We start from the raw sequence: 21,189 nt of genomic DNA, 5'->3' as shown, positions 1-21,189 counted from the left end.
TTCAACTATCATGAAGCGTTTTAGATTTGAAGTAGTTTCACGGCAAGAACACTTATGACTGGTAACACTCCTAACCAACCCATTTCTTACCCAATTTTTACAGTTCGATGGTTAGCGGTTCACACGCTAGCGGTTCCAACTGTGTTTTTCATAGGCGCGATCGCCGCCATGCAGTTTACTCACAGGTAATATAAAATTATGCCCTTAAGCAGATCTCCAAATCCCAATAAACAACCCGTTGAATTAAACCGAACTTCCCTTTATCTAGGGTTGTTAATGATCTTCGTGCTGGGAATTCTCTTTTCTAGCTACTTTTTTAACTAACTTTTAGGGCGCTTGAGTCAAGCGCCCTACGCCTCATTTTTAATTTCGATTTATTAGGAGTTGACACTTATGTTGAAATCTGGAAGAATTCCCCTTTGGATTGTTGCAACTGTTGCAGGTCTGGGAGTAATCAGTGTTTTAGGACTTTTCTTCTACGGAGCCTATGCTGGGGTTGGCTCCTCGGTCTAGCGATCGATAAGCTTGGTTTTTGTTCGCAATTGAAACCCACATCACAAATCTCCTTGAGTGTTTAAGTAGAGAAAAACATAAAAAACCGCCTGCCGAAATAATCAGCAGGCGGTTTTTTGGTGACGGAAGGCGATTTAAATGCCAGTAGGATCTTCGCGCTCAATATAGAGAAACAAAAGACCCATGGTGACAGCAGGCAAAAGCCAAGTCACTACAGGAATTAGAATCCAAGGCAAAAATGAAGCCGCGTATGAACCTGTCATAACGAAGTTTCCTATTATCTAAAGTTTTCAAGACATTCTATTGCTAGACTCTACTGGGAAATGGATACCTGTTTCACACTTCTAAGAATTCTTAATAATGAACTAGAGGCGTAGGTTAGATAACCGACGCAGGACTTGATAGCTTAAACGGAAAATACACTATTTGTAATACTTGAAGAAATTTATTGTTACTTGAAGTATTTGGTCATGCTTGGCTCAAACACTTATGCTGTGCTCATTTTCAGAGGATAGTCTAAATTTTCAACCTGTAGTACTTGCCTGTGCGGCATTAGAGTCATGCCAAAAATTCATACTTAGAAATATTTTGTAATTAACTATACGAAACTCTTGTTGTCATGCTTCTAACTTAGATTCAACACGCACAAGGTGGAAGTCCCAAACTAACCTCTTAGAACTGATAAACCCTAGTGAAATTGTCCAGGCTTTTAGATAGGCAATTTGAAAAAGCGCAGAGGTTCTTAGATGCCGCAGCCAGTTTGAGCATCAGAGTGATAGGCAAAAAGGCAACGTGTTAGTTGAACGAGTTAGCAGTGTTTCAGTGGATAAAGTGATGACAAGTACTGTTCCAGCAGCAGCAAGTCTAAACAAGTTTGAAAGGCTAAAGGTTGAAAAAGACGGCTTAGCGATTAAGGCGGAACTTGAAGAGTTCGCCCGGATTGGCTGGGAAGCGATGGATGAAACTGATCGCGATCATCGTTTGAAATGGTTGGGGGTGTTCTTTCGCCCGGTGACTCCTGGAAAGTTTATGGTGCGGATGCGTCTACCGAATGGCATTGTCACCAGCGGGCAAATGCGAGTACTCGCTGAAGTGATCCAGCGCTATGGCGAGGACGGTTATGGCGATGTCACCACTCGGCAAAATATTCAACTGCGCGGCATTCGGATTGAAGATGTTCCAGACATTTTTAGCCGATTTGAGCAGGCAGGAATGACGTGTATTCAGTCGGGTATGGACAATGTTCGCAACATCACGGGGTCGCCCGTCGCTGGGATTGATGCGGATGAGTTGATTGATACGCGGGGGCTGTGCCGCAAGGTGCAGGACATGATTACCAACAATGGTGAAGGGAATCCTTCGTTTTCTAACCTGCCGCGCAAGTTTAATATTGCGATCGCGGGTTGCAGAGACAACTCCGTCCATGCCGAAATTAACGACATTGCCTTTATTCCAGCTTATAAGAACGATGTCTTAGGCTTTAACGTGCTAGTGGGGGGATTCTTCTCTGCCAAGCGATGCGATGCGGCTATTCCCCTAAACGCCTGGGTCGATCCTCGTGATGTGGTAGCTCTGTGCGAGGCGATTTTGTTGGTTTATCGCAACCACGGATTACGGGCAAATCGGCAAAAATCTCGCTTGATGTGGCTGATTGATGAGTGGGGCGTGGAGCGCTTTCGGGCAGAAGTCGAACAACAAATGGGACACTCCTTGCAACCAGAGGCAGAGAAAGATGAAATTCTTTGGGAAAAACGAGATCACATTGGTATTCATGCCCAGAAGCAACCCGGCTTAAACTACGTGGGGTTGCATGTGCCGGTGGGTCGCCTGTTTGCCTCGGACATGTTTGACTTAGCCCGCATTTCTGAAGTGTATGGCAGTGGCGAAATGCGGCTCACGGTGGAACAAAACATTTTGATCCCAAATGTGCCTGATTCGCGAATTGCGCCCTTGCTAAAGGAGCCGCTGCTGGAGCGGTTCTCTGTCAATCCATCAACGCTAGGGCGATCGCTAATTTCATGCACGGGTGCCCAATTCTGCAACTTTGCGCTGGTTGAAACTAAGAACCGTGCCTTAGCACTGACCGCCGACTTAGATGCAGAACTATCTGTTCCTCATCCAGTACGAATTCACTGGACAGGCTGCCCCAATTCTTGCGGACAACCTCAAGTGGCAGATATTGGCTTGATGGGCACCAAAGTTCGCAAAGACGGCAAAACCTTAGATGGCGTAGATCTCTATATGGGCGGCACTGTTGGCAAAGAAGCCAAGCTTGGTACCTGTGTGCGAAAGGGGATTCCCTGCGAAGACCTGCTGCCTGTGTTGCGGGATCTGCTGATTCAAGATTTTGGTGCCAGTCTTCGCGCTGAAACTGCCGTGTAACATCCCAAGCGAAAGGACGATCGCTGACACTGACGGGTCAAGTCGCAGTTCGCCCTCAAATTCTCACACACTTAATTCAACTATCGCTGACTAGCAAAGCTTAAAGGAACTCATGACCAATCTTTCAAGACGGAAATTTATCATCACCGCAGGTGCCACCGCCGCTGGAACACTACTTGTTCATGGCTGTAGCAGTTCCACCAGCACAACCACCTCAGCTTCACCGAGCGCTGCCCCCGCAGTCAATGTGGCGGCTGGTGACACTCCCGAAGTCACGGCAGCAACTCTCGGCTTCATTGCCCTAACCGACTCTGCACCCCTAATTATCGCCAAGGAAAAAGGCTACTTTGCCAAGTACGGCATGAAAGATGTCAAAGTAGTCAAACAAACCTCTTGGGCAACTACCCGCGATAACCTATCCACTGGCTCTCAAGGCGGCGGCATTGACGGCGCACACATCCTGTCTCCCATGCCCTATCTGATGACCACGGGCAAAATCACGGACGGCAAAGAAGTGCCCATGTATGTCTTGGCGCGACTGAATCTGGATGGGCAAGCCGTTTCCATTTCCAATACCTACAAAGATTTGAAAATCGGCTTAAAAAGTACAGACATTAAACCCGCCTTTGCCAAAGAAAAAGCTGCTGGGAAACCCGTTAAGTGTGCAGTGACTTTTCCCGGTGGAAATCACGATCTGTGGATGCGCTATTGGCTGTCTTCCAATGGGGTCGATCCTAACAAAGATGCTTCGCTGATTGTGATTCCCCCGCCTCAAATGGTTTCCAATATGAAAGAAGGACAAATGGCATCCTTCTGTGTGGGTGAACCCTGGAACGCCAAACTGGTCAAAGAGGATATTGGTTACACTGCTCTGACGACGGGTGAACTATGGAACAAGCACCCTGAAAAAGCCTTTACGATGCGGGCGGATTGGGTAGACAAAAACCCTAAAGCGGCAAAAGCTCTGCTGATGGCAGTCATGGAAGCCCAAATGTGGTGCGATAAAGCGGAAAACAAGAAAGAGATGGCAGACATCATTGCCAAGCGGGAATATTTGAAGGTAGAAGCAGCCGCGATCGCCGGACGACTGGAAGGCACGATCGACTTTGGCAATGGACGAGTTGAAGAGAACAGTCCCCACATTATGAAGTTCTGGCAAGACTTTGCCTCCTACCCATTTGCGAGCCACGACACCTGGTTTGTCACTGAAGATAAGCGCTGGGGCTACTTCCCTGGTGATTTAGATACCAAAGCGTTGGTGAAGAAAGTCAACCGAGAAGACATTTGGCGCGATGCTGCAAAAGCCATGAAGATCCCAGAGGCTGAAATTCCTAAAACGGCTTCTCGTGGGGTTGAAACCTTCTTTGATGGCGTGAAGTTTGACCCCGAAAACCCAGAGGCTTATTTGAAGAGCCTCAAGATCACGGCAATGAAAGCCTAGGGTCTCAATATCGAGCTTTGAGTGGATATTCCATCGGCTCAAAGCTCCTTACAGCACCCAAAATGGTCACGACAAACAGCCCATAGACCCAGACATAAAACCTTTTTTCCCTCTAGAACCTGACCCCTGCTACCTGACATCTATATTAAGGACAACTGACAATGGCACAAGCCGCCGCTGGCGCTCCATCTTCTTTTTTCGCTAATGTGTCGATCTACCTGCAAAAACACTCCAGAAAATTGATTGCTCCCGTGATTGGTTTCACGGTGGCGCTGTTTGTTTGGCAAGTGTTTTCGAGCATTACAAAAGCATTGCCTGGACCGATCGAAGTGGTTCAACAAACATGGGACCCGTTTATTATTAGTCCTTTCTTTAGAGAAGGAGATGACAAAGGGCTGGGCTGGCAAGCACTGGCGAGTCTGCAACGGGTTGCCATTGGGTACACGCTAGCCGCCATTGTTGGAATAGGAGTCGGGGTGCTGATTGGCGCGATTCCGATCGCTTACGAAGCGGTTGATCCAATGTTCCAGATTTTGCGAACCGTGCCGCCCCTTGCTTGGTTGCCGATCGCCTTGGCAATCTTCAAAGACTCTGGACCCGCCGGAATTTTCATCATCTTCGTCACCGCGATTTGGCCCATCATCTATAACACTGCCGTCGGCGTGCAGCAAATGCCTCAAGACTACAAAAACGTGGCGAAAGTGTTGCGTCTTTCAGGCTCAGAATATTTCTTTAGCATTCTGCTGCCGTCTATCGTGCCGTTCATGTTCACCGGATTAAAGTTGGGAATTGGGTTGGCGTGGTTGGCGATCGTCGCTGCCGAAATGTTGCGCGGCGATACGGGCATTGGCTTTTTCATCTGGAACTCTTACAACAGCGGTAGCCTCAGCGAAGTGATCTTGGCACTGTTTTATATCGGAGTAATTGGGTTCTTGCTTGACAAACTAATTGGCTATTTTGCCGGTTTCGTGAGTACAGATAAATAAACGACTGCTTTTGTAGGGGCAGCATTCGGCAGTCGGTCTCCGCTTGAGTTGCCAAGATGTTGCCCGTAGCCTTGCTTCCCGTAAGCTAAGCCCTTACGCAAGATGATTCCTAAATCCTCATTTCCCAGAGATATCTATGTCTTTCTTTGTAGAAGTTGACCATGTTGATCGCATTTTTGAATTATCAAATGGTGGTCAATACATTGCCTTGAAGAACATTGAATTGAAGATGCAGCAGGGCGAGTTTGTTTCGTTGGTGGGGCATTCTGGCTGCGGCAAATCGACACTGCTCAACATCATGGCGGGACTAGACCAACCCACCCATGGGGGCGTGGTGTTAGAAGGGCGGGAAGTAACTCAACCAGGACCCGATCGCATGGTGGTGTTCCAAAACTATTCCTTGCTGCCTTGGCTGACGGTGTATCAAAACATCGAACTGGCAGTAAATAAGGTGATGGATAATTTGCCTGTGGCAGAGCGGCAAAGCATCATTGATCACCACATTGATTTGGTTGGGTTGCGAAATGCAGTCCACAAGAAGCCGAATGAGCTATCGGGTGGCATGAAGCAGCGAGTTGCGATCGCCCGTGCCCTGGCAATTCGCCCCAAACTGTTGCTGCTAGATGAACCCTTTGGCGCATTGGATGCTCTGACTCGTGGCAATCTGCAAGATCAGTTGATGCGGATTTGCGAAGAGAGCAAGATTACCTGTGTGATGGTGACCCATGATGTGGATGAAGCGCTGCTGTTGAGCGATCGCATCGTGATGATGACCAACGGACCCGAAGCGCAGATCGGGCAGATTTTAGATGTCCCCATGCACCATCCGCGTCATCGCTTAGAAGTGGTGAATCATCCAAGCTACTACACACTGCGGAATGAGATGATTTATTTTCTCAACCAGCAAAAACGGGAGAAAAAGCGCAAGTCCAAGAAAGTGGTGGCGATCTCCCGTCACGGCTTAGAAAAAGTCAACCTGAATATTGGCTTCGTGCCCCTGACCGATTGCGCGCCACTGGTGGTGGCAAAAGAAATGGGCTTTTTCGCCAAACATGGGCTGGAAGAAGTCACTTTGTCCCGTGAACCAAGCTGGAAAGCAGTTCTAGAAGGCGTTGCTTCTAATCGCTTAGATGCGGCGCAAATGGTGGCGGGAATGCCCCTCGCAATGACGGTCGGGTTTAACGACAACGCGCCGTTGCCCATGGTGATTTCCTTAGTGCTGAGCCGCAACGGAAACGCTATCACCTTAGATAAAGATATTTACGACCAAGGGGTGCGATCGCTCGAAGATTTTGCCAGCTTAGTCAAGCAACCCGCTGATGAATCGAATGAGTCTAAATCCCATACCTTGGGCATGGTTCATTCAACCTCCATGCATAACTTGATGTTGCGCTACTGGTTGGCATCTGCTGGGATTAACCCTGATCAGGATGTAGAGCTGACTGCTATTCCTCCGGCTCAAATGGTTGCGAATCTTCAGGCAAAAAACATCGCCGGATACTGTGCTGGAGAACCCTGGAATTCTCGCGCTGTGCAGGAAGGACTAGGGGTGATCATGGCAACTGACCTGGATATTTGGGCAGGGCATCCCGAAAAAGTCCTAGGGGTTCGGGAAGAGTGGGTGAATCAATATCCCCAAACTCATTTAGCCCTTGTGAAAGCGCTGATGGAAGCCTGTGAATACTGCGACGATCGCCGCAATCGTGAAGAAATTTTGCAACTGCTTTGCAAGCCAGAATACGTTGGCTCTCCAGCGGAATATATTCGCCCCGGATTTATTGATGCTTATAACTACGGCAAAGATGAAGTTCCGCGATCGCTGCTGAGATTTAACCAGTTCTATGTCGATCGCAGCAATTACCCGCAACAGATTGAGAGCCTCTGGATTTTGACTCAGCTTGCCCGTTGGGGAATTGCGCCTTTTCCCAAAAACTGGGTGGAAGTACTGCAACGCACCCATCGGCTTGATGTGTATCGGGAAGCGGCTCAAGAACTCGATTTTCCCATCACTGAACCCGATCGCCAGCCCTTTGCGCTGTTCGATGAGGTGATCTTCAACCCAGATGATCCGCTCGGTTATCTCAATCAGTTTGCGATCGCTCAGCCGATTCAAGTTAAAGAAATTATTTTGGATGGTATCGCAACGGTAGCTGCTTAGACAAAGCTGAATCTGCTAAGGGCAGTACAACTAATAACAGTCCCCAATTGCTTCTAAGCTTATCCCTCTTTCATTCCCTGCTGATTGCCAACCATCCAACGCCGCCCATTACTGTAGAAAGCACTTATGCAAACCCTCACAACTCCACAATCACCCGATTTAATTCAGCCCACCTCCGGTTTTTTAGAAATTGACCAGGTTACCAAGATCTATCCCTCGACTCAAGGAGATTTCACCGTTCTAGACGGGGTAGATTTAAGCGTGAGTGAAGGCGAATTTGTCTGCGTTATCGGGCACTCCGGCTGTGGTAAATCGACGCTGCTGAATATGGTGTCTGGCTTTGCCCAACCGACCAGTGGGGAAGTGCGGCTGAAAGGGGAGCGCATTGTGCGACCGGGACCCGATCGCATGGTGGTTTTTCAAAACTATGCGCTGCTGCCCTGGAAAACCGCCTTTGAAAACATTTACATTGCCGTGAATGCGGTCTTTACCGAAAAGTCTAAGCCAGAAAAAGTTGAGATCGTCCAAAAGCATCTGGCAATGGTGGGTCTAGAAGAAGCCGCCCAGAAAAAACCGGGTCAACTATCGGGCGGGATGAAACAGCGGGTTTCGATTGCTCGCGCCCTGTCAATTTGCCCAGAAGTCTTGGTGTTAGATGAACCGTTTGGTGCCCTCGATGCCATTACTCGTGAAGAGTTGCAGGAAGAGTTGCTCAAAATTTGGGCAGACCAGCAGGTAACCGTGATGATGATTACCCACGATATTGATGAGGCTCTGTTTTTAGCCGATCGCATTGTGATGATGACTAATGGACCTGCCGCCAAGATTGGCGAAATTATGGAAGTCACGTTTCCCCGCCCGCGCAACCGCACCCAAATGATGGAAGACCCAGCCTACTATACGCTCCGTAATCAAGCCTTAGATTTCCTATTCGGACGCTTTGCTCTTCACACCGACGAGTAGCCCTAGATGTCAAAAAAAGATGTCAAAAAATCGCGATTAACGTTTTCTAGGCGCTGATTGTTTGACTGATTGGTTAAACGCGATCGCTGGCGCATATTTGATAACTCAAGCACCCACATAGGAGTGTTGTGATGACCTCGGTATTTACCCCATTTCCAACTCATTTGTCTGACCGCATTTTGTGCTGTTACGTCAATACCACCACTCAAATTCAGAAAGCAAAAATTCTGACCATTCCAAACTGGTTATTTGAGCGAGTGGTTTTTCCTCGCCAACGACTCTTATTTGAAGCGGTTCCGGGTGCTTTCCTTGAAATTCACTCCTGTGCCGCCGCGGGTGAAGCATTGCTTAGCAAAATTCCCTGCCTTCACCTGAAAGTGTCTGAGCGATCGCTGAGTGCGGCAGGATCTCCCTTGCTCAAGGATGACCTTCAGCCGGATTCTGTGGAATGACAGTTGATTCAGTTAAAACCCTTTGTCCTTACTGTGGCGTAGGTTGTGGCTTAGAAGTATTCCCTTCTCCTCAATCAGGAAATACTGTGAGTGAACTGGGGCAATCAGCCTGGAAAGTGCGCGGCGATCGCGCCCATCCATCCAGCCAGGGCATGGTGTGCGTCAAAGGTGCCACGGTTGCCGAAGCATTGAACCGCGATCGCTTGCTATATCCCATGGTTCGCGCCTCTTTAGACGAAGAATTTCGGCGGGTTTCCTGGGATCAAGCCCTCGCGTTAATCACCTCCCGCATCCAAACGGTTCGCTCCACTCAAGGAGCCGATGGAGTTTGTATGTATGGGTCTGGGCAACTGCAAACCGAAGACTATTACATTGCCCAAAAGCTTTTGAAAGGCTGTCTAGGCACCAACAACTTTGATTCCAATTCGCGCCTATGTATGTCATCAGCGGTTGCAGCCTATGTGCAAAGCCTGGGTTCCGATGGACCACCCTGCTGTTATGAAGACTTAGATTTAACCGATTGCGTCTTTCTGATTGGGGCAAACACCGCAGAATGCCATCCCATTATTCATAACCGTCTACAAAAACATCACAAGAAAAATCGCACCGTCAAAATGATAGTGGTTGATCCCCGGCGCACCAAAACCGCTGAAGATGCCGATCTACATTTAGCGATTCATCCCGGCACGGATATTGACTTACTCAATGGGATTGCCCATTTGCTGCTCCGTTGGGATTCTGTGGATGCAGAGTTCATTGCGGATCACACCGGAGGGTTTTCAGAGTTCGCAGCAGTGACTCACTATTATTCCCCGGATGTGGTGTCTGAACGCTGCGGCATCTCGGTCAGCGATCTTGAAACTGCGGCTCGTTGGTGGGCTGATTCAAACCAAGTTCTATCCCTCTGGTCGATGGGCGTGAACCAATCCAGTGAAGGAACTGCCAAGGTGCGCGCGATTATTAACCTGCATTTGATGACAGGACAGATCGGCAAACCTGGTGCTGGACCGTTTTCTCTCACTGGACAACCCAACGCCATGGGTGGACGGGAAACGGGGGGCTTGTGCAACTTGCTGCCGGGATATCGCCATGTCAAGTTTCCAGAGCAGCGGGCGGAACTGGAGCAGTTTTGGGGAGTGCCAGCAGGACGTATTTCCTCCCAGTGGGGGCGCACGGCTTGGGACATCATCACTGGCTTAGAAACCGATGAGGTGGGGCTACTCTGGATTGTGGCAACGAACCCAGCGGTGAGTTTGCCAGATTTGGAGCGGGTGAAAGCAGCCTTGAGGCGATCGCCCTTCACGATTCAGCAAGATGCCTACTACCCAACCGAAACCGCCCAATTTGCTCATGTCTTGCTACCAGCCGCTCAATGGGGTGAAAAAACTGGCACTATGACCAACTCCGAGCGCATGGTTACCCTCTGTCAAGCATTTTGTTCTCCACCAGGAGAAGCCCGTCCCGATTGGGAAATTATTGCCGACGTAGGCTGTCGTCTGGGGTTTGCTGATAAGCTTTCGTTTGCGAATTCGGCTGATGTGTTTGCCGAATATGTGCAACTAACTCAAGGACGAGTCTGCGATATGTCTGGGTTGAGCCACGATCGCTTGCGGCAAGAGGGTCCTCTCCAGTGGCCCGTTCCGAAAGAAAGTGAAATAGAATTGACCCCGCAGGCTGATCACTCAGATCAGCCCCTTCAAAAGGCTGTCAAACCCGCAAAACGGTTATATACCAATCATCAATTTCCGACTGCCGATGGGCGAGCGCAATTTTCGGCTGCTCACTCACGTGGATTGGCAGAACCGCCCGATGCAGCTTATCCGTTTGTGCTAACTACTGGCAGGCTTTATGGACATTGGCATACTCAAACTCGCACGGGGCGGATCGACAAAATTCGACAGATGCATCCCCATCCGTTTTTAGAAATCCATCCCCGCGATGCCGCCCGAATTGGGGTGGAAGATCACAGCTTCATCGAAGTGCGATCGCGGCGAGGAATGGCTCGTTTTCCAGCTAAAGTGACGGCTGCGATCGCCCCTGGAACGGTGTTTGTGCCGATTCATTGGGGAGAGCTTTGGGCAGATCAGGCTGAAGCCAATGCCATGACCCACAACCGATCGTGCCCCGACTCAAAGCAACCTGAACTGAAAGCTTGTGCGGTACAACTAGTACCTGTTTTGGCTGAATCGATAGAGTCAGATTATGCGATCGCCGCTAAAGCGCTTGAGACTTCTTCGGTGTCATCTGCTTTGTAGCCATAAGATCATTCGCCATCTTCAAAAGACGATTTCGAGCTTAGTTTTCCAAAATCGGGATGACAGGATTCGAACCTGCGGCATCCTGCTCCCAAAGCAGGCGCGCTACCAAGCTGCGCTACATCCCGTAAAACACACCTTCATACTATACCCTGCTTTCCGACCCAATTGTGAATCAATCCAGCTTTCGCGATTTTATTGCCCTACGGTTGTCATAGTATCACCGCAGTTTGCCATAGTATTGTGAGTGGGGTTGACGGTCTTGAGATGACCGCCCTGAGCAGAACACACGGTAATTTAATCGATGAGAGGTCTACGATTGTGACGATGGAAACGTTCAACTTGCTGCGATCGGGTCAGTTAGAACCTAGCAACCGATTGGCGCTGAACTGTGGGTTGACTCAATTTCCTCGTGAGATTTTAGATCTGGCAGATTCGTTAGAAATTTTGGATCTGTCAAATAATCAACTCAATTCTCTGCCTGATGACTTTGGGCGTTTAACTCATCTCAAAGCCGCTTTCTTTTTCAACAACCAGTTTGAAGAGATTCCAGAAATTCTTGCCCAATGCCCCCAACTCAGCGTCATCGGGTTCAAATCTAACCAAATTCGCCGAGTGAGTGCCTCAGCGCTGTCCCCTATGATTCGTTGGCTGATTTTGACCGATAACCAGATTGAGCAGCTACCGCCAGAGATCGGCACCCTGAGCAAGCTGCAAAAACTCATGCTGGCGGGAAACCGTTTGCGATCGCTGCCCGATGAAATGGCAGACTGCCAGAATTTAGAGTTGCTTCGGCTATCTGCTAATCAGCTTTCATCCCTTCCCGCTTGGCTGCTCAGTCTACCCCGCTTGGCATGGCTGGCATATTCAGGCAACCCATTTGCTCATGCTTCCACTGCGAAACAATCGATAGCCACCATTGACTGGACTGATCTAACGCTAGGAAATACCTTAGGGCAAGGTGCCTCTGGCATCATTTCCCAAGGGGTGTGGCGGGTGACCCAAACTGAAACCAAAGACGTTGCCATTAAGGTTTTCAAAGGTGAAATCACGAGTGATGGGTTGCCGATAGATGAAATGCAAGCCTGTATTGCAGCAGGCTCACACCCCAATTTGGTGACCGCCTTAGGGCAATGGGTCAATCACCCAGAGGCTACGGCAGGATTGGTGCTGTCCTTAATTCCACCCGACTACAAAAATCTAGGTCACCCTCCCAGCTTAGATAGTTGCACCAGAGATAACTATCCACCAGACACGGTTTTCTCCCTAGCAAATATTCTGCGTATCGCGGAGGGAACTGCTGCCGCTGTTGCCCATTTGCATTGCCAAAGCATCCTGCACGGCGATCTCTATGCCCACAATATTTTGGTGAATGACCACGGACACAGCTTGTTCGGTGACTTCGGGGCTGCTAGCTTTTATGACGCGATCGCCCCTTTAACTGGACAAGCCCTAGAACGGCTAGAAGTCAGAGCGATGGGCTGTTTGTTGGAAGATTTATTAAACCATTGTGATCAAAAGGATGCCGTCTCTCATGCCGATATTCTGGCTCGGCTGTGGCACCTCCAACAAGACTGTATGCACCCTACGCCCTGCTTGCGCCCTTTGTTTGCCAGCATCTGCGATCGCTTGGCTAGTATCAAACAGGGTGCCTCTTAAAACATGCGATACAAACCCGATGATGACGCGATCGCTCTTCACTGATAGCCAGCGGCTTGTAGGGCAAATAAATGAGCATAGCGTCCGTTCATTTTTAGCAACTCTTCATGGGTTCCAGTTTCCAAAACTTCCCCTTTTTCCAGCACCAAAATGGAATCTGCCATGCGAACAGTCGAAAATCGGTGAGAGATCAAAATTGCCATTTGATTCTGAGTCATTGCCCGAAATCGGTCAAAAATTTGGGCTTCGGCTTCCGCATCCATGGCAGAAGTGGGTTCATCTAGTACAAGGATATCGGCTCCAATCCGCATGAAAGCGCGGGATAGGGCGATTTTTTGCCATTGCCCACCAGAAAGTTCTCGTCCACCTTTAAACCAACGCCCTAGACGAGTCCAATACCCGTCGGTAAGTTCCGCGATCGCGGGATGAGCCATGCCCTTTTCAGCCGCAATTTGCCACCGATCCTCATCTTGCAGTGCGGTCACGTCACCTGCCCCAATATTCTCGCCAACCGTGAATTGATAGCGCACAAAGTTTTGAAAAATCACGCCAATTCGTCGCTGCAAGGTGAGCAAGTCCCATTCTTCTAAGTTGCGTCCGTCCAACAAAATTTTGCCGGAGTCAGGACTATAAAGCCGCGTGAGCAGCTTAATTAAAGTAGTTTTGCCGGAGCCATTTTGCCCCACGATCGCCAGTTTTTCTCCGGGCTTGAGGTGGAACGACACATTTCGCAGTGCCGACTTAGAGTTGCCAGGATAGGCAAAGCTAACATTTTCAAATCGCAAACCATCAGTAGGTAAAGCTCCTTGGGTCGCGCTGCCTGCTGAGTCGAAAATGGGTTCCTCCAAAAACTCATATAGATTCGACAGATATAGACTGTCTTCGTACATGCCGCTGATGTTGGTCAGCAGGTTAGAAAACGTGGTTTGCCCTTGACGAAATACCACTAAGTACATAGTGAGTTCACCCAGAGAAATGCGCCCCGCGATCGCTTCCACTGCAATCCACACATACGCCGCATAAAATGCCAAGGTACTCAATAAGCCTAATAAATAACGCCACACGCTGCGGCGAATCGTCAGGGCTTGATCTTCTTGGAAGAGACGCTGGAACGTAGCTTTGTAGCGATCGAGTAGCGTGTCGCCCAACTGATAGAGCTTCACTTCCATGGCGCTACTTTCGTTTGAGATCAGCCATTCCACGTAGTTTTGTTCACGGGTTTCAGGGGCACGCCATTGAAATAACCGAAATGCTTGGTCGGCAAAGCGAGTTTCGGCAACAAACGCTGGAAACGCCGCGACCAGCAGCAATAGGACAACACCGCCAGAAAAACCGAGTAGCAAGCCGCCAAAGGTGATCAGCGACAAGCCATCTTGTACCAATCCAAAACTGCGCCCAACTAAACTTAAGGGGCGGCTAGAGGCTTCTCGACGGGCGCGTACCATTTTGTCGTAGATTTCTGGATTCTCGAAATGCGCCATATTCAGCGTCAGCGCTTTTTCCATAATCATCACGTTGACATCCTGCCCCAACAACATCCGCAGGAGTGATTGGCACAACATCAACCCTTGGCGCGAAGCAGTAAACAGGGCAGTCGCTAATGCTTCTAGGGCGAGGTATCGGAAAACCAGCCAGCGATCGCCCGTGGCTCCGGTTTGGGCTGCCAGCACCACACTATCCACAATTAGCTTGCCCACATAGGCGATCGCGGCTGGAAGCAAGCCGCTAATTAAGGTGAGAATGGCAAAGGCAATTGTTAGGGTGCGATCGCACTGCCACACCAGTTCGATTGCTTTAACACAGTATTGATAGGTAGACAGCGATCGGCGAAACTCTTGCCATCGCCGCCGTAAAAAATGTCTTCGATGATTCATCCTTCTAGAATAGCGATTGTCAGAAATATCTGCGCGGTTGCTCAGGTGATTGGCGATCGCGCACGCGCTGACTTGTCAGTTCGCCAGCCGTTTTTCTCCCATCGTCAACATCGGGTAAGCTTTTTCTGGAGAGCGTTGAAACACAAAATTGAAGGAGTCAGCCCAGTGCCACGTTGGCTCACGGTGATGATCCTCTCTGCCACAGATACCGCACTGATTGGAGTCGTGGCGATGCTGCCTTGGACAATGTGACCATGCCACTTTTGAGGTTTGGGTTGCCAGGGCAGGATCAAGGGCGATCGCTACAAAGCTACAATCGTGAGTGTGAGCTTATTTGGTGTGAGTGGGTTGATCTATGAATGCTCCTGTTTCAGCATTGCCTCGGTTTGATATTCGGTTAGCTAGCATCAATCCAAATCATTGGTATGGGGTTGCCCGTAGCAGCGAAATTACTGATCAGCCGATGGGGGTGACGATATGGAAGCAGGCGATCGTGCTTTTTCGAGATCCGCAGGGGCAAATCCACGCTTTGGCAGATCGGTGTCCGCATCGGTTTGTCAAACTGAGTCGGGGTTGTGTCGTCGAGGGTGAGCTAGAGTGTGCCTATCACGGTTGGCGAATTAATGCCCAAGGCAAGTGCAGCGCCGTGCCCTATCTAGAAGCCAATCAAAAATTGCCGAATACTCAAGTCCGGCGCTATCCCGTTAAAGAGCAGGATGGGTTTATTTGGGTGTTTCCGGGCGATGCAACTCTGGCGGAAACTATCCCACCGCTAGCTCTACCAGAATGGGATCATCTCAATTACATTGCCACGGTTTCGGTGATAGATGCCAACGCCCATTTTTCCTACCTAATTGAAAACCTGATGGATATGTATCATGGGCATTTGCACCATGATCTGCAAGCTTGGACATCGGCAAAACTAAACACCATTGAAGAAACTGCTAGCCGGATTGATGCCCATTACAATGCCCAGAGCTACTACCGAATTGACAAAATTTGGTCTGTTGCTCAATTGTTTATTCCCCAACTACGTCAATTGCATCCAGAGCCGCTTGATGTTAGCTATGTCTATCCCCATTGGACATCTCAATTAGGAGATGATTTCAAAATCTACTGCCTATTTTGCCCAGTGGATGAAACCCACACCCGCGCTTACCTGGTGCATTTCACCTCGCTGAATGCTTTCCCAAATTTGCACAAGCTTTCTCCAAAGTTTCGACTTTTTTTGAAAAATCGTCTGTTTGGCTCTGCCCAAAAACTGCTGGATGGGCTGGTATTGCAGGATGTGCCGATGATTGAAGATGAGCAGCAGGCATATTTGGAAAACCCCGATCGCCGCCCCCACGAATTGAATCGGGCGCTAGTCAGCGTTCAGCGTTTGATTCAGAGTCAAGCAATTGGCTAAATGCCTGATCCATCCAAAAATTCTTCAATAACGCGATCGCGAATACGGCAGTTGGCGGCAGTTGGGGGTGTCCAAGCGGCTGGAACCATAGATTTTCCGTTAGATGCTGCGCCATGAGATGCTGCGCCATTGGATGATATCGACATCGCAGGCTCAAGCACTTTAGGTTGATCCGCTTGCAAGCTCTGTAACTGTTGTTCTAAGTTTTCGATGCGATCGACTAATGCTCGAATCACTTGCGCCTCCGAATCCGGTAAACGCCCATGCTCCAAAGGTTCTACCCGTTCTCCTGAGCGATATACAATCCGACCCGGCACCCCAACCACCGTGCAATCTGATGGCACATCCCGCAGCACTACCGACCCTGCACCAATGCGAACATTGTTGCCAATCAACAAATTGCCTAAAACTTTCGCTCCCGCACCCACCACCACGTTTTCGCCTAGAGTGGGGTGACGTTTGCCGCATTCTTTGCCCGTCCCGCCCAAAGTGACTCCTTGATAAATCAGCGCATAATTTCCGACGATCGCAGTCTCTCCAATGACTACGCCCATGCCATGATCAATAAACACGCCTTGCCCAATCTGGGCACCGGGATGAATTTCAATTCCGGTGAAAAAGCGCGCCAATTGAGAAATCAACCGAGGCACAAACGGCAGCCCCAATCGGTAGAGCCAATGAGCAAATCGATGGATCAACAGGGCTTGCAAACCGGGATAGCAGAATAGAACTTCTAGCCAGTTGCGAGCCGCCGGATCGCGATCGAAGATAATGCGGAAATCTGCAAGGAGGACAGACAGCACGATGGATGACCCTCGGCAACGATGAACTTACTCATTTTAGCGCCGGACGTGCCCTATCTCGCATCCCCCAGTAAGGCGGGTTGAAAACGCCTAAAGGAGTACCTAAAAATGTTGCATTCTATTAGAACTCCACCGCAGAGCTTAAAGTTAAAGCGTGAAAGGAAATGGTTAAGGTGTAGAAGGTTGAATGGTCAGTCTATAGTCGCGTTGAGTTCCAGGAACCGGCGCGCCAACCCAGATGCGATACACGCCTGCTTTCCAGTTGACATCCACAATGCTGGCATCTTTTTGGGCACCTGTATCGTCCCCGCACCGCACAATCCCGTCAGATCCTTGCACCACAAGGGTTGTATCTGCTCCGCTGCTGACTTGAATACTCAAACTAGGAAAGTTTTGTTCTAAGGTGAGGATGTGATCCGGTTTAGAATCGCCAAAGCCTAAACAGCGATTATTACGATAATCCATGTTGCTAATAACCGCAGGCAAAGAGATGGAGCCGCCCGTGGAGCCAGAGAGCCTGCCAACCGGATTGGCGGCGCTAAGGGATACTTTGCCAAAGTTTGACTCTTGGGCGATCGCGGGTAGGGTTGCAACTGCGGTGATCATTGCCAGCGTTCCTAATTTGAAACTAAGTATTTTGTAGAGAACCGCGATCGTGCTATTCATTCAGATTCACCCTTGGTTTAATAATTATATTCTACGAACTTTGCTGTCTACTTCTAGAGTTAACGGGTGCCCGTAGGATTTTACGCACTGAGCGACTCATTTGCCCACCCTGCACAGGCGTTCCTACTCCTTAGTCCCTATTTCCTGTCCCCTATTTCTATCTACAATGAACCGGATTTCTCGTTGGAAAAAAGCATTTTTGTTTGCCCTTTGCGGGGTCATGCTCAGTTGGTTAGTAAGCTGTGGCAGCACGTCTTCTAATAGCCCTCAAACCAATACCGCCAGTGGCAAACAGGAAATTGAATTTTGGACAATGCAGCTTCAGCCAGAATTCACCGATTATTTCAACAAGCTGATTGCCCAATTTGAGCAAGAGAATTCGGCTTATACGGTGCGATGGGTAGATGTGCCTTGGGCAGATATGGAGCGCAAAATCCTCACGGCTGTATCTGCCAAAACTGCGCCCGATGTGGTGAATTTGAATCCTGGGTTCGCCTCGCAACTGGCAGAACGCAATGCTTGGATGGAACTAGATGGGCAGGTTCCAGCGGAGGTGAAATCGCTTTATTTGCCGAATATTTGGAAAGCAAGCACCTTGAATGGCAAAACCTTTGGATTGCCCTGGTACTTAACGACGCGGGTAACGATTTACAACACGGATTCTTTCCAGCGATCTGGGATGGACAAGCCCCCTGCGACCTATGCAGAGTTGGCAACGGCTGCCAAAACGCTGAAGGACACAACGGGGAAATATGCCTTTTTTGCGACCGTGGTTCCTGAAGATTCTGGTGAAGTCCTGGAATCATTTGTGCAGATGGGTGTGAGTTTGACGGATGCAGAGGGCAAGGCGGCATTCAATACGCCCCAAGGCAAGGCGGCATTTGAATATTGGGTGAATCTCTACAAAAATGGACTGATTCCCAAGGAAGTACTGACGGAGGGACATCGCCACGCGATCGATCTCTATCAGCGGGGAGATACGGCGGTTTTGGCATCCGGCGCTGAATTTTTGAATAACATTGCCACCAACGCGCCGACGATCGCCAAAGCTTCTGCCTCATCCACTCAAATCACAGGCGACACGGGTAAGAAAAACGTTGCGGTCATGAACCTGGTTATTCCCAAAGATACGGATGTAGCAGAAGGGGCGCTCAAATTTGCCCTCTACGTCACCAATGACGCAAACCAGCTTACGTTTGCCAAGGCTGCGAACGTGTTGCCTTCCACCGTCAAAGCGTTGCAAGATCCCTACTTCAGCACGGCTCCAACCAATGCGACCCCCGTGGACAAAGCCAGGGTGATCAGCGCCAAGCAAATGCAGGATGCAGAAGTGCTGGTTCCGGCGATGAAAAACGTCAAAAAGCTGCAAAAAGTGATTTACGATAATTTGCAAGCTGCCATGTTGGAACAAAAAACGGTCGATCAGGCGATTAACGATGCTGCGAACGAATGGAATAGTCAGTCTTAGGAATGGAATTAAATAAATTTGAGTAGGGGCAGGTTTGCACATAGTGTTGTGTTATTGATGATTGCACTGTTAAACCCGCCCCTACTGCTTCACAGGAATTTCAATCACAAACTCAGATCCTTGCCCTGGTAACGAGTTGCAGTATAGTGTTCCGTGGTGTCGATCGGTCACAATCTGGTAGCTAATGGATAAGCCCATGCCCGTGCCTTTGCCCACAGGTTTTGTGGTGAAAAACGGATCAAACAACCGCTTGCGAACGGCTTCGGGCATTCCTGCTCCATTGTCAGCAATGCGGATGATGATGCGATTAGCACGGGTGAGTTCGGTGTGGATGGTAATCAGAGGCAAGGGGCAAGAGGCAGGAGGTGAGGGAGATTCGGTGGCATTCGATGCAAGGTTTGGTGGACTGTTCTCAAGTTGCTCGTCGATCGCGTCGATCGCGTTGCTCAAGAGATTCATAAACACTTGGTTCAGTTGTCCGGCATAGCATTCTACTTGGGGTAGGGTGCCATAGTGCTTGGTAACCGTGATTTCGGGGCGATCGCTGCGTTCCTTCAGACGGCTTTGCAAAATCATCAGTGTGCTATCAATGCCGTCATGAATATTTACCGCTTTGAAATCTGCCTCATCCATGCGAGAGAACGTTCGCAGTGAGGAAACAATTTTTTGAATGCGCTCAGCCCCAACCCGCATAGATAACAGCAGCTTCGGCAAATCTTCAAGCACAAAATCTAGGTCGATCGCGTCTGCTTCCGCTTGTACCCGGCTGACGGGATTGGGATACGCCTGCCGGTAAACCTGAATCAGCCGCATTAAATCTTGGGCATATTCATCCGCATGAAAAAGATTACCAAAAATAAAATTCACCGGATTATTAATTTCGTGAGCAACGCCAGCCACCAGTTGCCCTAGGGAAGACATTTTTTCGCTTTGAATCAATTGCGACTGGGTATGTTGAAGTTCTTTGAGGATACGTTCTAAATCTTGAGCTTTTTGCCGAAGTTCCTGCTCACTGCACCGCAGCGCTTCTTCTGCATTTTTTTGTTCCGTAATGCTCAGCCCTGCGCCTCGAAAGCCGACAATATCCCCTTGCTCATCCAACAGCGGCAGCCCATTCACTTTTTCCCAGGTGATTTCCCCAGATGGGGTGATGTTGCGATGCTCTAAAGTAAAACTTCTTTTGCGGGCGTAAGCATCTTTCAAAATTGCCTGCACCTTGATCCTATCGGTTGTGGGCATAAACTCAAACAGCGATCGCCCCAGCAGTTGGGCAGGCTTATATCCCTTAATAAATTTTGACTTTTCAGTGACAAAGGTATAAACACCCTCGGCGCTCAATTCCCAAAGATATTCGCCCGCAGCTTCGCTCACATCTCGAAATCGCTGTTCACTTTCACGGAGAGCCGCTTCAGCCTGCTTGCGATCGCTAATATCAAACGCAATCCCCTGAAATCCGATCAGTTGCCTGCTGCTGCCATACATCGGAGACGCATTACTCATCATCCAAGGGGTACTGCTATCTTTACATTGCGCCCGAAACTCCAGCCCAGACTGTTTCTTCCCCGTAATCGCAATCTTTTTAAGAAAGGATTGGCAGGCATGTAAATCCTTTGGATAAATGCAGTGAGCAAACGACTCGTGCATGACCTCAGAAATTTCAAAGCCCCAAACATCCGTGAAATGGGGCGACAGATAGGTGAAAGTGCCATCCAAGGCGAGTTCAAAAATGACTCCATTGGCATGTTCAACCAGGCTACGAAACTTTGCTTCACTGGCAACCAAGGCAGCCTCTGCCTCATAGCGAACGATTGCGTCATGCTTCGCTTGGCGAAGTTCTGCTTGTAACTGAGCAATCACCATTTGCAAGTTCTGCTTTCGCTCTTCAATCTGTAGCTCCAAAGGGTCGGTTACAACCTCCGTTGCAGTATGGTTAGCGTTTTCCGCCGACCTTAAATTCGCTTGCGTTATCGTGTGAAGCTGCTGCTTTAAATGAGCATTTTGTTGCCGTAAAAAATTTATTTCCTGCTCTAATGATGTGGTTGTCATAGTTAAAAAAATTATGGTAGCTGCTAGATTAATAAAGTAGATCAATAAAAAGTCCCTTTAACCCTTCCTATCTGAGCTTTTGTGCTTTCTAATGCCAGCCGCTAGAACGGGTTAG

The 21,189-nt window shown here is 49.2% G+C and carries 18 protein-coding genes, 1 tRNA gene and 1 pseudogene; 14 read left to right on the top strand and 6 right to left on the bottom strand.

Translation table 11 applies throughout. From position 1 onward, the window contains the following. Positions 1–54: 54 nt before the first annotated feature. The 3 genes and pseudogenes from psbF to AC1S5B_RS26325 form a co-directional block, all read left to right on the top strand. Positions 55–189: a cytochrome b559 subunit beta gene (gene psbF / locus AC1S5B_RS26335; RefSeq protein WP_482038627.1), complete on the top strand. Its 135-nt coding sequence runs from the start codon at positions 55–57 to the stop codon at positions 187–189. A 9-nt stretch (positions 190–198) separates the two neighbouring features. Further along, on the top strand, positions 199–324 hold the full coding sequence (gene psbL, locus AC1S5B_RS26330; protein ID WP_482038626.1) for a photosystem II reaction center protein PsbL: 126 nt from the start codon (positions 199–201) through the stop codon (positions 322–324). 69 nt (positions 325–393) lie between these two features. Then, positions 394–453: pseudogene (locus tag AC1S5B_RS26325) on the top strand (photosystem II reaction center protein J); the annotation flags it as partial. A gap of 194 nt (positions 454–647) precedes the next feature. Here AC1S5B_RS26325 and AC1S5B_RS26320 read toward each other — a convergent pair. After that, positions 648–776 carry a photosystem I reaction center subunit VIII gene (locus AC1S5B_RS26320; protein WP_482038625.1) on the bottom strand — a complete coding sequence of 43 codons (129 nt, stop codon included), beginning with the start codon at positions 774–776 and terminating at the stop codon, positions 648–650. A gap of 571 nt (positions 777–1,347) precedes the next feature. Here AC1S5B_RS26320 and AC1S5B_RS26315 point away from each other — a divergent pair. From AC1S5B_RS26315 to AC1S5B_RS26285, 7 genes are all read left to right on the top strand, one after another. Beyond that, on the top strand, positions 1,348–2,895 hold the full coding sequence (locus tag AC1S5B_RS26315; protein ID WP_482038624.1) for a ferredoxin--nitrite reductase: 1,548 nt from the start codon (positions 1,348–1,350) through the stop codon (positions 2,893–2,895). A gap of 112 nt (positions 2,896–3,007) precedes the next feature. Next, on the top strand, positions 3,008–4,336 hold the full coding sequence (locus tag AC1S5B_RS26310) for a CmpA/NrtA family ABC transporter substrate-binding protein (RefSeq protein WP_482038623.1): 1,329 nt from the start codon (positions 3,008–3,010) through the stop codon (positions 4,334–4,336). 161 nt (positions 4,337–4,497) lie between these two features. Next, positions 4,498–5,322, top strand: a complete 825-nt coding sequence (gene ntrB / locus AC1S5B_RS26305; protein WP_482038622.1) for a nitrate ABC transporter permease — start codon at positions 4,498–4,500, stop codon at positions 5,320–5,322. A 136-nt stretch (positions 5,323–5,458) separates the two neighbouring features. Beyond that, on the top strand, positions 5,459–7,480 hold the full coding sequence (locus AC1S5B_RS26300) for an ABC transporter ATP-binding/substrate-binding protein (RefSeq protein ID WP_482038621.1): 2,022 nt from the start codon (positions 5,459–5,461) through the stop codon (positions 7,478–7,480). A gap of 126 nt (positions 7,481–7,606) precedes the next feature. Beyond that, the gene (locus tag AC1S5B_RS26295; RefSeq protein ID WP_482038620.1) at positions 7,607–8,443 is read left to right on the top strand and encodes a nitrate ABC transporter ATP-binding protein; all 837 of its coding nucleotides are present in this window, start codon (positions 7,607–7,609) and stop codon (positions 8,441–8,443) included. 131 nt (positions 8,444–8,574) lie between these two features. Next, entirely contained in the window at positions 8,575–8,895 is a 321-nt protein-coding gene (locus AC1S5B_RS26290; RefSeq protein ID WP_482038619.1) for a DUF1830 domain-containing protein, read from the top strand. Then, positions 8,892–11,150 carry a molybdopterin oxidoreductase family protein gene (locus AC1S5B_RS26285; protein WP_482038618.1) on the top strand — a complete coding sequence of 753 codons (2,259 nt, stop codon included), beginning with the start codon at positions 8,892–8,894 and terminating at the stop codon, positions 11,148–11,150. The genes AC1S5B_RS26290 and AC1S5B_RS26285 overlap by 4 nt, the downstream gene beginning before the upstream one ends. Positions 11,151–11,204: 54 nt before the next feature. Here the strand turns inward: AC1S5B_RS26285 and AC1S5B_RS26280 are convergent. Further along, positions 11,205–11,278 (bottom strand) — tRNA-Pro (locus tag AC1S5B_RS26280). Positions 11,279–11,477: 199 nt separating this feature from the next. Between AC1S5B_RS26280 and AC1S5B_RS26275 the strand changes: the two genes are divergently transcribed. After that, on the top strand, positions 11,478–12,809 hold the full coding sequence (locus tag AC1S5B_RS26275) for a leucine-rich repeat-containing protein kinase family protein (protein ID WP_482038750.1): 1,332 nt from the start codon (positions 11,478–11,480) through the stop codon (positions 12,807–12,809). A gap of 38 nt (positions 12,810–12,847) precedes the next feature. Here the strand turns inward: AC1S5B_RS26275 and AC1S5B_RS26270 are convergent, their stop codons facing one another. Next, complete coding sequence (locus AC1S5B_RS26270) at positions 12,848–14,683, bottom strand: ABC transporter ATP-binding protein (protein WP_482038617.1); 1,836 nt, start codon at positions 14,681–14,683, stop codon at positions 12,848–12,850. On the opposite strand from AC1S5B_RS26270, the gene AC1S5B_RS26265 reads away from it, so the two are divergent. Both AC1S5B_RS26265 and AC1S5B_RS26260 read left to right on the top strand, forming a co-directional pair. Beyond that, positions 14,666–14,935, top strand: coding sequence for a hypothetical protein (locus tag AC1S5B_RS26265; RefSeq protein ID WP_482038616.1), 270 nt, complete (start codon positions 14,666–14,668; stop codon positions 14,933–14,935). The genes AC1S5B_RS26270 and AC1S5B_RS26265 overlap by 18 nt on opposite strands. 103 nt (positions 14,936–15,038) lie before the next feature. Next, entirely contained in the window at positions 15,039–16,091 is a 1,053-nt protein-coding gene (locus AC1S5B_RS26260) for an aromatic ring-hydroxylating dioxygenase subunit alpha (protein WP_482038615.1), read from the top strand. On the opposite strand, the gene cysE is transcribed toward AC1S5B_RS26260, so the two are convergent. Together cysE and AC1S5B_RS26250 are read right to left on the bottom strand one after the other, a co-directional pair. After that, entirely contained in the window at positions 16,088–16,894 is an 807-nt protein-coding gene (cysE, locus tag AC1S5B_RS26255) for a serine O-acetyltransferase (protein ID WP_482038614.1), read from the bottom strand. The genes AC1S5B_RS26260 and cysE overlap by 4 nt on opposite strands. 168 nt (positions 16,895–17,062) lie before the next feature. Beyond that, complete coding sequence (locus AC1S5B_RS26250) at positions 17,063–17,560, bottom strand: hypothetical protein (protein ID WP_482038613.1); 498 nt, start codon at positions 17,558–17,560, stop codon at positions 17,063–17,065. 166 nt (positions 17,561–17,726) lie between these two features. Here AC1S5B_RS26250 and AC1S5B_RS26245 point away from each other — a divergent pair, with 166 nt between their 5' ends. Further along, positions 17,727–19,028: an ABC transporter substrate-binding protein gene (locus AC1S5B_RS26245; protein ID WP_482038612.1), complete on the top strand. Its 1,302-nt coding sequence runs from the start codon at positions 17,727–17,729 to the stop codon at positions 19,026–19,028. Between the two features lie 81 nt (positions 19,029–19,109). On the opposite strand, the gene AC1S5B_RS26240 is transcribed toward AC1S5B_RS26245, so the two are convergent. Continuing rightward, positions 19,110–21,074, bottom strand: a complete 1,965-nt coding sequence (locus AC1S5B_RS26240; RefSeq protein WP_482038611.1) for a PAS domain-containing sensor histidine kinase — start codon at positions 21,072–21,074, stop codon at positions 19,110–19,112. Positions 21,075–21,189: the final 115 nt, after the last annotated feature.

The sequence above is a fragment of the Leptolyngbya sp. CALU 1928 genome, from assembly GCF_056784215.1.
Note: the sequence above shows the minus strand (reverse complement) of the source record. Positions and strands in the feature narration are given on the sequence as shown.

Bases quoted from the DNA above. Each gene is read 5' to 3' on its own strand.
- psbF (WP_482038627.1), top strand. From the start codon at position 55: ATGACTGGTAACACTCCTAACCAACCCATTTCTTACCCAATTTTTACA.
- psbL (WP_482038626.1), top strand. From the start codon at position 199: ATGCCCTTAAGCAGATCTCCAAATCCCAATAAACAACCCGTTGAATTA.
- AC1S5B_RS26320 (WP_482038625.1), bottom strand. From the start codon at position 776: ATGACAGGTTCATACGCGGCTTCATTTTTGCCTTGGATTCTAATTCCT.
- AC1S5B_RS26315 (WP_482038624.1), top strand. From the start codon at position 1,348: ATGACAAGTACTGTTCCAGCAGCAGCAAGTCTAAACAAGTTTGAAAGG.
- AC1S5B_RS26310 (WP_482038623.1), top strand. From the start codon at position 3,008: ATGACCAATCTTTCAAGACGGAAATTTATCATCACCGCAGGTGCCACC.
- ntrB (WP_482038622.1), top strand. From the start codon at position 4,498: ATGGCACAAGCCGCCGCTGGCGCTCCATCTTCTTTTTTCGCTAATGTG.
- AC1S5B_RS26300 (WP_482038621.1), top strand. From the start codon at position 5,459: ATGTCTTTCTTTGTAGAAGTTGACCATGTTGATCGCATTTTTGAATTA.
- AC1S5B_RS26295 (WP_482038620.1), top strand. From the start codon at position 7,607: ATGCAAACCCTCACAACTCCACAATCACCCGATTTAATTCAGCCCACC.
- AC1S5B_RS26290 (WP_482038619.1), top strand. From the start codon at position 8,575: ATGACCTCGGTATTTACCCCATTTCCAACTCATTTGTCTGACCGCATT.
- AC1S5B_RS26285 (WP_482038618.1), top strand. From the start codon at position 8,892: ATGACAGTTGATTCAGTTAAAACCCTTTGTCCTTACTGTGGCGTAGGT.
- AC1S5B_RS26275 (WP_482038750.1), top strand. From the start codon at position 11,478: ATGGAAACGTTCAACTTGCTGCGATCGGGTCAGTTAGAACCTAGCAAC.
- AC1S5B_RS26265 (WP_482038616.1), top strand. From the start codon at position 14,666: ATGTCTTCGATGATTCATCCTTCTAGAATAGCGATTGTCAGAAATATC.
- AC1S5B_RS26270 (WP_482038617.1), bottom strand. From the start codon at position 14,683: ATGAATCATCGAAGACATTTTTTACGGCGGCGATGGCAAGAGTTTCGC.
- AC1S5B_RS26260 (WP_482038615.1), top strand. From the start codon at position 15,039: ATGAATGCTCCTGTTTCAGCATTGCCTCGGTTTGATATTCGGTTAGCT.
- AC1S5B_RS26250 (WP_482038613.1), bottom strand. From the start codon at position 17,560: ATGAATAGCACGATCGCGGTTCTCTACAAAATACTTAGTTTCAAATTA.
- AC1S5B_RS26245 (WP_482038612.1), top strand. From the start codon at position 17,727: ATGAACCGGATTTCTCGTTGGAAAAAAGCATTTTTGTTTGCCCTTTGC.
- AC1S5B_RS26240 (WP_482038611.1), bottom strand. From the start codon at position 21,074: ATGACAACCACATCATTAGAGCAGGAAATAAATTTTTTACGGCAACAA.